The organism is Micromonospora sp. WMMD956 (assembly GCF_029626125.1).
Taxonomy (GTDB): Bacteria; Actinomycetota; Actinomycetes; order Mycobacteriales; family Micromonosporaceae; genus Micromonospora; species Micromonospora carbonacea.
On record NZ_JARUBI010000005.1, the window covers coordinates 4,249,446 to 4,260,284 of the forward strand.

The following is a 10,839-nucleotide window of genomic DNA, read 5'->3' on the forward strand; positions in this document are numbered from 1 at the left end:
GGTCTTCCATGACCGGCAAGGAACCGTCCACTTTGAACGGCGGCGCGGGTCGGGCAATTACGCTCGCGACCGGACACGGCTCGTGCGTCGCGCCCACGCCCGGGACATGCGCAAGCGCATCGGCAGCACGTCGCCGTTCACCCGGGACAGTGAAGCGGCGGGCAGGCGACCGAGCTGGGAAGCGCACAGCGAGAAGATTCCGGCAGCACCGCACACCGCCGACCGCCTCGGCATCCAGCCCGGCGAGCCGGTCATGTTCACCAGGTACCGCTACCTGGCTGACGGGGTCCCCATCCAGCTCGCCTACTCGTACGAGCCGCTGGCCATCACCGGCGGTACGCAGGTCGAGTACCCGGAGCAAGGCCCGGTCATCGGTGTGGTTGCCCGCATGGACTTCATCGGCGTGGCCATCGACCGGTTCGTGGAGGAGGTCACCACCCGGCCGGCGATGCCCGAAGAGGCGGAGGCCCTCGGACTCGACCGGCGAGGCGGCAGGTGGGTAATCGCGGTCGAGCGCACCTACTACGCCGGACAGACCGCCGTGGAGACCGCCGACATCGTCTTCCCCGGTGACCGCTACCGGCTCGTGTACGAGGTGCCCGTCGATCCCTGGTCGCCACCCGGCCCGTCCGAGACACCCTGACAGATGCCGGGACCTGCTCGTGCGGCTTCCGGTCGAGCGCGCGTTCGGTGGCGAGCGCCAAGTCGACGCCGCGCACTCGACGGCCCTGGTTTCCTGAGCATGGGCCGGAGCGTGTGCAGTTCCACGTGAGACTGAGCGATGCTCCACATAGGAGCTCATCGCCTGACGTTCGATCGGCAAACCGACAGACAGGATCCCGACGCGGCCCTTCTTCCGTAGGTTGATCGGCACCGCGCAGCCAGGAGGTTGGATGTCCCACGTCCGCATCCGGATCGACTTCACTCCACTCACCGACGACGACGAGTTCGTCCTCGGCGAGCTGACCGACGAGCTGGCGGACGACCTCCGCGAGATCGGGGAGGTGGAGCGCGTCGAGCAGCCCGTGACAGACCCGCACGCCAAGGGCGTCGCGGAGCTGGCGCTCGGCGTGGTGACCGTGCTGGCGGGGTCGGACCCCGGCTACGTGCAGGCGCTCGTCGACGTGGTCCTGGCGTTCCTCCAGCGCCATACGGGCCGCCGGGTGCACCTGAGGGTCGGCGACATCGAGCTGACCATCGACCGGCCGACCCACAAGCAGACCGACGAACTGGTCGCCGCGGTGCGGGCGGCGATCGAGCGGGCCCGCCCCTGATGGGTCGGCATGCCCTGCTGCTCGGCACGGCCACCTGCCACGCCGACCGCGAACTCGCGCCCCTGCCCTCCGTGCGCCAGGATGTCGCGCAGCTCAAGGCGCTGCTCGACGGCGCAGGCGAGTTCGACAGCGTACGCGCGGCACTGGACCTGCCGGCGGCGCACCTGCGTCAGGTCGTCGAGGAGTTCTACGGCGCGCGGCGCACGGGCGACCTGGCGCTGTTCTACTACTCCGGCCACGGGGTGCTGCACGGCGACGGGCAGTCGCTGTTCCTGGCGGCGACCGACACGGTCGGCGGGCAGTTGCACGCGACCGCGTTCGACACCGACGGCATGCTGCGCCACCTGCTCAACGACACCAAGGCCAGCCAGAAGGTCGTCCTGCTCGACTGCTGCTTCTCCGGCGCGTTCACGGCCCGCAACCGGTTCCGGGGCGGGGTGCGGGAGGAACCGCGCCGCCTCAAGCGTCAGCGTGGCACCTTCATCCTGACCTCCAGCACCCACCAGAAGGCGTCGAAGGCGCAGGGCCCGGACCGCCCGTCGGTCTTCACCGAGGTGCTCCTCGACGGGTTGCGGGGCGCGGCCGAGGGACCGACCGACGACGGGTGGATCACCACCAACGATCTCTCGCGGTACGTGCCGACCGAGATGGCCCGCCGCCGCCAGCACAAGACTGTCGAGTCGAGCGAGGGCGTCACCGAGCCGATCCGGCTGGCGACCGCGCCGGGTTCCGCCGCCGAGGCGACGCGCGCCGCCGCCGTCACGGCGAGCCCGGCCGACGAGGCGGCGTTCGACGCGGACCAGTGGCGTCGCCTGGTGACCTACTACGTCAACTGCATGCAGCGGTCGACCGTGTTGCAGTCGTTCGTCGACCCCCGGGCGACCACCGCGTACGTCGCGGCTCCGCCCGGGTCCGAGGCCGTCTTCACCTCGGAGACGCCCGTCCAGTTGGGCGGCACGGCGGCCAGGCTCGCCGCGCGGGCCCGGGCCGACGGCAGGGGGATGCAATACGGCTACCCCGTCGTCGCCGTGCGGCCGGCCCGGCAGAAGGCGATCCGCCTCGCGCCGCTTCTGGTCTGCGACGTCACCGTCGGCGCGGACGACGTCCTGCACGCCTCCTTCCCGCCCCGTCCCAGCGCGGCCCTCGTCGACCTGCTCCAGCTTTCCGAGGTGGAGGGCGACGAGCTGCTGCAACGCGTCGAGCAGGCGTTTGTGCCGGGCGACCCGGCCTCCCTCACCGCCACCGTCGACCTGTTGGTGAAGACGTTCGGGCTGAACCCGGTGACGGAGCTGGACCCGGCGGTGCTCGGCGGCACCATCCGGCCGGGGCCGGTCAACGGGGTGCAGAACGCCGCGATCCTCTACACCGTCGACGCCGCCGACTCGCCGCAGCGGCAGCTCGTCGAGGACCTGCGCGCCATGATCAAGAATCCGAAGCTCATCGAGGGGACGGCGCTGGGCGCGCTTGCGCGCCGGCCGGACGAGCACGCGGCGAGCCCAGGTGGGGCAGGCGCGACGCCCGTGGTGACGGTGGCGATGAGCGCGACGAACGAGGCGCAGGAGGAGGTCATCCGGGCGGCGATGTCGCAGCCGTTGACGGTGGCCCAGGGGCCGCCGGGCACCGGCAAGAGCCAGCTCGTCACCGCCCTGCTGGCCACCGCCACCGCCGCCGGCCAGAGCGTGCTGATCGGCTCCACCAGCAATCAGGCGGTCGACTCGGTGCTCGACCGGGTGACCGACCTGATCGGCCCGGGCCTGCTGCTGCGTACGGGCAACAAGGAACACCGGATGCAGGAGCCGAAGCACCTCGCCGACATCCTGGCCACCTACCCGTCGGCCGAGCGGGTCACCACCGTGGATGACCGGACCCCGCTGCACGAGCTGCGGCTGCTGGCCGAGGAGGTCGCCGGGCTCCGCGCGGCGCTGGACGAGCGGCGACTGCTCGAACGCGACCTCGCCGACCTGGCCGCCGAACGCGTCGTCGAGCCGGGCCGGGGCGCGGTCCCGCTGCCGGCCGACGACGCGAAGCTGGCGCACCTCGTCCACCTGACCGACCGGGCGCTCGCGAGCCGGTGGTTCGGCTGGTGGTACCGGTGGCGGCTGCGGGCGTACCAGGTCGTCGACCGGGACGCCGTCGCGGCGCTCGCCGAGCGGGCGGTCATCGAGCTGCGCTGGCGGGAACGCCTGCATCGGCTCGCCGCCCTGCCCGACGCCGAAGCCTCCTGGCGGCGGCTCGTCGACCTGATCGCCACCGAACGGCCCGCCCGCAGCATCGACCTGTTACGGGCCCAGATCGCCCGCCGGGTGGCCGCCGGGGCGCGGGTGCTCCAGGACCGGGCCGACGAGATGGCCCGGCCGCAGTCGGACAGCTGGTCCTACTTCCCGGAGCTGCTGCGGGTGCTGCCGGGTTGGGCGGTGACGGCGCTCTCCGCCCGACGCCTGAAGCGCAGCCCCGCCCTCTACGACCTCGTCGTGATCGACGAGGCCGCGCAGTGCGACGTGCCTGCGATCCTGCCGATGCTCTACCGGGCGAAGCGGGCACTGCTCATCGGCGATCCGCGCCAGCTCGCGCCCGTGGTGGACCTGCCCGAGTCCGACGACGTCACCGAGCGGGCCCGGGCCGGCCTGGGCACCGGCTGGCTCACCGCCCGCCGGCTGACCTACACGGCCCACTCCGCGTACGACGCGTTCGCCGCCGCAGCGGGCACGACGCAGCTGCTCGACGAGCACTACCGGTGCCACCCGGACATCGTGGACGTGCCGAACCGGGAGGTCTACCAGGGCCGGCTCACCGTGCTGACCGATCCGGCCCGGCTGGCCGCCCCGGCCGAACCGGCGGTGCGCTGGCGCGACGTGCCCGGCAGGTTCAGCCCCGGGACGACGGGCTCCGGGTTCAACCCGGTCGAGGCCGAGGCGGTCGTCGCCGAGGTGGCGGGCCTGCGGGCGGCGTACCCCGATGCCTCGATCGGGGTGGTCACGCCGCTCGCCGCGCACCAGCGTCGCCTGGCGGCAGCCCTGCGCGCCGCCGGTCTCACCGAGAACCTGCTCTGCGCGACGATCCACAAGTTCCAGGGCAGCGAACGGGACGTCATGGTCGTCTCGCCGGTCGGCGCGCACGGCGTCCCGGACCGCACCCGGGGCTGGCTGGCGCACCAGACCAACCTGTGGAACGTCGCCATCACCCGGGCCCGGTCACAGCTCGTCGTGGTCGGCGACCGGTCGTGGTGGTCGGGTCAGCGGGGCCTGCTGGCGGCCCTGGCGCTGGCCGGTGCCGCCGCCGACACGCCGCCGGACGCCGGGAACGTGCCGGCCGACCGACTGCACCGCGCCCTTCGGAACGCCGGCCTCACGGTGCGGCGGGACGTTCCCGTGGCGGGGCACCCCGTCGACCTCGTGGTGCGACGCGAGGACGCCGAGCTGGCCGTCGTGGTCGACGACCCGGCCGGCGATCCCGACGGCAGGGTGCTGCGCAAGGTGCTCGCCCGGCTCGACGTCACCGCAGGCTCCGCCCCGGTGCGTCGGGTGCCCGCATGGCGCTGCCTGGCCGAGCCGGAGCGGGTGGCGGCGGAGTTGGCCGACGCCCTGCACCGGCCGGGGCGGGAGCCCGACGGCGGGTAGGCCGCAGCGGACACCGCCGGAGGGGCCCCTGCTGCGGGACCCCTCCGGTCAGTGTCCGAGATGGCGGAGCGTCACTTCTTGAGCAGTCGCACCTGCACGGTCCTGCTCGCGCTCTGCCCCGTCGCGTTGCCGAACGCGACCGTGACCGTCACGTCGAGCCGCCCCGCCTTCACCAGCTCCTTCCGGTACGCGGGCGCGACCGTCACGGTCAGCGTGACCGTGCCCGCCCTGCTCACCTGCTTCGTCACCGCGACCACCTTGTCGCCGGTGAGGGTGAGCGTGCCGGCCGTGTTGACGGTGGCGGCGATCGTCGCCGTGCCCGCCTTGGCGTCGGTGGTCACCTTGCCGAGCTGCACCGTCGGCGGCGGCGTCACGGGGGCGACCTTGCCCACCACCGCCTTGGACAGCGTCGCCCGCCCGGCCGAGTCGACGACCAGCGCCTGGAGCTTGACCTGCCGGCCGGCGTCCCTGGCGCCGGGCGTCCAGTCGAACAGGTACGGGGAGACGGTGCTGGTGCCGACCCTGACGCCGTTGACGAGCAGGGTCGCCGACGCGATGGCGAAGTCGTCGGTGCCCCGGATGAGCGGATGCACCGTCGTCCCGACCTGGAACACCGCGCCCTGCCCCGGGTCGGCGACCTGGGCCCACGGGGCGTGGTCGGCGACGCGGCCCACCCCGGTCGGCACCGCCTTCGGCGGCTTCGGCAGCCGCTTGGCGAGGGCGACGGTGGCCGCGCCGGTGCTGTCGGGGCCGGAGATCGCCTCGACCCCGGCGCGCGGGTCCGCCGGGCCGCCCGCGAGCGGCGCGCGCTTGCCGAGGTAGCTGCCGGTCACCGTGACCGGGGCGGCCTCGCGTACGCCGGTGTTGTCGGCGTTGGCGTTGTAGACGGCGAACCCGTTGCCGGTGATGATGTCGCCGGAGACGGTGAGCGCCCCGGCGGTGTCGGTGCCGGCGTCGGTCAGCAGGATTCCGTAGGACTTCTCCGGCGCGGGCCGGTGGTAGTTCCCGGTGATCCGGCTGTCGTCGACGAAGCCGGTTGCCCCGCTGGCGTACTGGATGCCGACCTGCGGGAACACGCTGCTCGACGCGCCCGTGACGACCGTGCCGGTCACGTAGCCGTGGTGGCGGATGCCGGTCCGGGCGGTGTTGTCCGGGCTGCCGTCGGTGCCCCGCGCGCCGTCGAACAGGATGCCGCCGGACTGGTAGCCGCTGACGACGCTGCCGGTGACGGTCACCTCGCTCTCGACGGTGGCGACGCCCGCCCCCCGGATCACGCCGGTCTTGACGATGCCCCAGCCGTGCGGGTGCTCGGCCAGTTCCTGTGCGGTGGTGGCGGCCCGCAGCGGGCCGACGACGCTGTCCGCGACGCGACCGGCCGCGCCGAAGAAGGCGATGCCCGCCTCGGCCCAGACGTCGCCGGAGGTGACGGTCACGCCGGAGATGTCGACGAACATCTCGTTGGTGTCGGTGGAGCCGAGCGACTGCCGCGACACGGTGATCACGTTGCCGCCGCCGTCGCGCAGGTAGGGCTGGTCGCCCGCGAGGGTGCCGAGCGACTGGTCGGGCTCGATGGTCACCTTGTCCGCGCCCGCGCCCTTGATCTTCAGGGGCTTGGTGATGGTGAGGCCGTTGCGCGCGCCGGCCTGCACGGGGTTGGACGCGTGGTGCACCGGCGTCGAGGACTCCCGGTAGACGCCCGCGCAGACCACGATCGTGTCCCACGGCGACGCGTGGTCGACGGCCGCCTGGATCGAGGTGAACTGGGCGGTGGGGCACTGCTTCCCGTCGTCGTCGACGGTCCAGGTGGTGTTCCCGCGCGGGTTCGCGACCGGGTCGACCAGCGCCACCTTGCCGGGGGTGTTGTCGTACGCGGCGAGGTAGGTCGCCGGGTCCGGGCCGCCGAGGGCCGACTTGCCGTGGCCCGCGCCGTTGGCGTGGTTGCCGTCGGACAGCAGCCGCGCCCCCGCCGCGCTCTCCTGGAAGCGCACGTCGGCGAGCTGGATCGAGCCGGACTTCGGCAGGTCGCCCGCCCCGAAGCGCAGTTCGAGCTTGGCCAGGGAGCCGACGTCGACGCCCTGCGCGGCGAACTCGCTCAGCGGCACGCGGATCTGGTCGAGGACGATGTGCGTGTTCGGCGTGTTCGTGCCGGTGGACATGTGCAGGGCGTTGCCCCAGCGCGGGTCACCGGCGTCGACGGTGGCCTCGTGCCCGGCCGTGTCGCTCAGCGCGATGACGAAGCGCTGCGTGGTCGACGTCGGGTCGTACGACGTGGGCAGTTCGTTGGGCCAGACCGGGCTGGTCGGGGTGCCGTTGACGGTGGTGTCGCGGGTGTTGTCGCCCCGGTTGTCGGCGCCCGGGTTGCGGGTGTCGAAGAAGTTGACGGCGGCGCTGAGGGCCAGCGCCTTGAGGCCCCGTACGTCCTTGGACGCGGCCGGGATCGCGGCGGTGAGGGTGGCGGGGGAGGTCGGCTCCCAGGCGAGGGTGAGCTGCCGGCCGTAGGAGTGGTTGATCGGGCTGTTCTCGCGGGTGGCGTTCTGCCCGCCGAGCGCGCCGGCCGCCGGCAGCGGGCAGGGCTTGGCGGCGGTCGGCAGCCCGGTCTTGCCGAGCTGCGCGGGCGCGAAGTCCTGGGGCTCCGGGTTGCACCAGTCGTAGCCGCCGGCCGTCGCCGCCGGCTTCGGCGTGACGCCGGCCGCCTGGGCGTACGGGTCGGCGAAGCCGCTGCCGGTCAGCGGGCCGCCGAGGGCGTTGAGGCCGAGGGGGTTCTCCACCTCGGGGCGGATCACGTCCACCCGCTCCTGCGGCGCGGCGAAGTAGCTGGTGTTGACCCGCTCGTTGCAGGGGATGGCCGTGCCGGACGGGCTGGTCGGGCAGGCCGTCGCCGGAACCTGGAGGCCGCTGGCGGTGTTGGCCAGCTCGCCGGTCAGCCAGGGCTGGAACGCGCCCTCGCCGCCGACGTAGCGGCGGAAGAAGGCGGCCATCGTGGCCAGGCCCAGCTTCTCCTGGTCGCCCATGCGGGCCGCGTCGCCGGAGAACTTGGTGTTCACGGCCGGGTTCAGCGGGTCCGAGTTGTCGATGGCGTAGTTCAGGTCGGGGTCGGTGTAGCTGGCCGCGCCGCTGAGCCGCAGGTTGTTCGGGTGGATGTTGTTCGTCGCGAACGGGGCCGAGTTGCCGCAGGCGGCGTCGTTGTTGCCCTGGCCGTCCGCGCCGCCGTCGGCGTACCAGACGGTGTTGTACCAGTTGTGGATCGCGCCGAGGTGCTCGACCTGGATGCGGGGGAAGGGGTCGCCGGGGTTGACGTACTGGCTGCGCTCGAACAGCCGCGCGCCCTGGAGGTTGGACACGTCGCCGTCGCACATCGGCAGGATCGTCAGGTACGGCATGCCGTACGGGGCCTTGCGCTCGTAGTCCACCGGGGCGAGGGAGATGACGCCGCGCAGGGGGTAGCGCGGGCCGTCGGTGCGGATGCGGTTGTAGTCGATGAAGCTCGACACGGCGTCACCGCCGCGCGAGTGGCCCATCAGGCCGATGCGGGTGAGGTCGAGGCGGCCGGAGAGCGTGGTGCCGACGGTCGTGTGCTCGTCGACCGGCAGGCCCCCGGCGCGGTTGGCCGCGCTGAGCGCGTCCAGGGTGGCGGCGATGAGCATGCGCCGGCTGTGCATGCCTTTGCCCTTGCTGCTGTCCTGCCGCATCATCAGCTGGTCCTGCGACACCGAGAACGTCGTGTAACCCCAGGTGGCGAGGTTCTCCGCGAGGTAGGCGTAGCCGTTCTCGTTGTGCTTGAACTGGGCGCAGGTGAGCTGGGCGCTGTTCTGCCCGGAGTCGCACGAGCCGTGGTTGCCGTGCACCAGGACGATCAGCGGCGACGGCGTGGTGCGCTTGGCCCAGTCCGGTGTGTAGAGCTGGCCGCGGATCTCGACCTGCTCCGCCGCCTGCGCCGTCCCCGGCGTCGGGTCGGCCCCGGCGGAGTTGGGCTCCTGGATGTCGGCGAGGCCGAACTTGGCCTCCTGGACGGCCTGGTGACCGAACGGTCCGCGCGCCGTCGGGTCGGGCAGGCCCGCCGGCGCGGCGGGGGGCGGCGCGGCGGGCGTGGGGGATGCCGCCATGGCCGGGGCGGCCAGCGCGACCGGGGCCGTCAACGAGACGGCCACCGCGAGGAGAATACGCACGCTCCTCGATGTTCGTACCTTCAAAGTGTCTCCCCGGAAAGGAGTGGAAATGTTCAACGAGCGGGACGCTAACCAGCTCTCGTTTCTCCTGCGTTTCGTATGACATGCGTCTCGCGGCGCTGGAGAACCCGCCTCTACCAGGGGATATGCGTTCCTGACGGGAAGTCGGCCGCAACTGCGGCGATTGGGACTCCGGGGCTCTTCGCGACTCATATCCGTGCCGGGAAACGGCGTGCCGAACGGTGTGCTGCGGGTCGGTGCAATCCGTTGTGAATTGCGGTCGCGCGAATGGAGAGCCGTACTTGAATGTATTGCGGTCGTCGGTCGGCGCGGGGGTGTGCCGCGCGGGCCTCGGCCCGGGTCACGATCTACGCAACAGGGCCATCACGGGCAAGTAGTGCGCACGCCCGTGCACGTGGCCAAGGGGGCAGGGTGGCCAAGTCCGTGACGAGTTGGTGCAGGTCGGTGGAAAGATTTCGGGTAGATGACCGGACCGTGATCTTCTCGATACGCAGCTATTGGTGTCCGGGTCCCCGAGCGGTAGCATCCACATTCGTGACGGTCGCTGGGCGCGATTGTGTCGGTGTCGTCGCGAGCTGGCTTTGGCCTATTCGGCCGAATGTGGCGTACACAGGATCACTCGGTCCCGGCGACGGGCAGCCGTCGACCGATCGATCCGCCCTGCTTCCGGCTCTTGGCAGAGCCGGGTGACCGGTGGCCGGTGTTCCATTTCGGTGCAGGTCCAAATGCGTGGAACAATCATTCACGGCTGCGCCAGAACGAGGTAGAAATGGTTGCCATCCGGCAGGTCTCGGCGGATCAGAACAGCGAGTTGGCCGCCTGCGTCAGAGCCTGGCGGCACCGGCTGGTGCCCGAGGACCGGCAGGTTGTCCGCAGGCGTCGGGCCCGTCGGTCGACCGTCACCCAGGAGGAGATCGCGGAGATCGTCGGGGTGAGCGTCGTCTGGTACAGCAACCTGGAACGCGGGGTGCGGGCCAACTACTCGGACGCCTTCCTCGACGCGGTCGCCGAGGCGCTGCGCCTCGACCGGCGCGAGCGGGAGCTGCTGTACCTCCTGGCGGTCGGCCGGATGCCGGCGCCGTCGACGGTCGGCGCGACCGCCGTCGTCCTCGGCCCCGCCCTGCGCCAGTTCGTCGAGGGGCAGCGCTGGGCGACCTACGTCCTCGACCGGTATGCGCGGGTGGTGCTGCACAACGAGGTGTGCGAGGCCTATTATCCCTGGCTGCGCAGCGATCCCAGCTATCCCCGCTGGCTGCTGACCGACGCCGACGCGCGCCGCCGGCTGGTCAACTGGGAGACCGACTGGGCGGCGCCGCTGCTCACCCAGATGCGTATCGCCCAGGCGCTGCACCCCCAGGACGCGGGGATCGCCGCCCTGGTGGACGCCTGCCTGGAAACCAGTCCCGAGGCCCGTTGCCTGTGGAACGCCCACGCCGCGTACGGGTGCGCGTTGCGGTCCAGGCGGGGCATCCGGCTCAGCGAGCACCGCACGACGCTTGTCGACGTCGTGACCCTCACCGATCCGAGCGCGAGTGAGCTGCAGATCGTCTCGCTGATTCCGGTGGCCGAGGCCGCGTAGCCGCCTTTCATCTCCCGCTTGCCCCGCGGCGTTTTTCGCCGCCGCCGGCATCCGGCTGTCCGCGCGCCCCTGCGGAAACCGTTTACACCAACTGCCACTTGGTGAAAGTGGCAATTTCTGGCTGCCGCCGCTATCGCCCGGCAGGATTCTGCACGGCCGCTTCCGGGGGCTATGTGGACTCC

At 72.1% G+C, this 10,839-nt stretch carries 5 protein-coding genes; 4 read left to right on the plus strand and 1 reads right to left on the minus strand.

Annotated features, from left to right (window positions below):
• Positions 1-106: 106 nt before the first annotated feature.
• The 3 genes from O7628_RS19335 (at position 107) to O7628_RS19345 (ending at position 4,891) form a co-directional block, all read left to right on the plus strand.
• Positions 107-643 (plus strand): UTRA domain-containing protein, encoded by a 537-nt coding sequence (locus O7628_RS19335; protein WP_278132501.1) that lies wholly within the window; start codon positions 107-109, stop codon positions 641-643.
• 250 nt (positions 644-893) lie between these two features.
• Positions 894-1,274, plus strand: coding sequence for a hypothetical protein (locus tag O7628_RS19340; RefSeq protein WP_278132502.1), 381 nt, complete (start codon positions 894-896; stop codon positions 1,272-1,274).
• Positions 1,274-4,891: an AAA domain-containing protein gene (locus O7628_RS19345; protein WP_278132504.1), complete on the plus strand. Its 3,618-nt coding sequence runs from the start codon at positions 1,274-1,276 to the stop codon at positions 4,889-4,891. Before O7628_RS19340 ends, O7628_RS19345 begins: the two co-directional genes overlap by 1 nt.
• Before the next feature lie 71 nt (positions 4,892-4,962).
• On the opposite strand, the gene O7628_RS19350 is transcribed toward O7628_RS19345, so the two are convergent.
• Positions 4,963-9,057 (minus strand): alpha/beta hydrolase, encoded by a 4,095-nt coding sequence (locus O7628_RS19350; RefSeq protein ID WP_278132506.1) that lies wholly within the window; start codon positions 9,055-9,057, stop codon positions 4,963-4,965.
• Positions 9,058-9,847: 790 nt separating this feature from the next.
• Here O7628_RS19350 and O7628_RS19355 point away from each other — a divergent pair.
• On the plus strand, positions 9,848-10,657 hold the full coding sequence (locus O7628_RS19355) for a helix-turn-helix domain-containing protein (protein ID WP_178063601.1): 810 nt from the start codon (positions 9,848-9,850) through the stop codon (positions 10,655-10,657).
• Positions 10,658-10,839: the final 182 nt, after the last annotated feature.

Excerpts from the sequence above, each read along its gene's own strand:
- O7628_RS19335 (WP_278132501.1), top strand. The coding sequence starts at position 107 with ATGCGCAAGCGCATCGGCAGCACGTCGCCGTTCACCCGGGACAGTGAA.
- O7628_RS19340 (WP_278132502.1), top strand. The coding sequence starts at position 894 with ATGTCCCACGTCCGCATCCGGATCGACTTCACTCCACTCACCGACGAC.
- O7628_RS19345 (WP_278132504.1), top strand. The coding sequence starts at position 1,274 with ATGGGTCGGCATGCCCTGCTGCTCGGCACGGCCACCTGCCACGCCGAC.
- O7628_RS19355 (WP_178063601.1), top strand. The coding sequence starts at position 9,848 with ATGGTTGCCATCCGGCAGGTCTCGGCGGATCAGAACAGCGAGTTGGCC.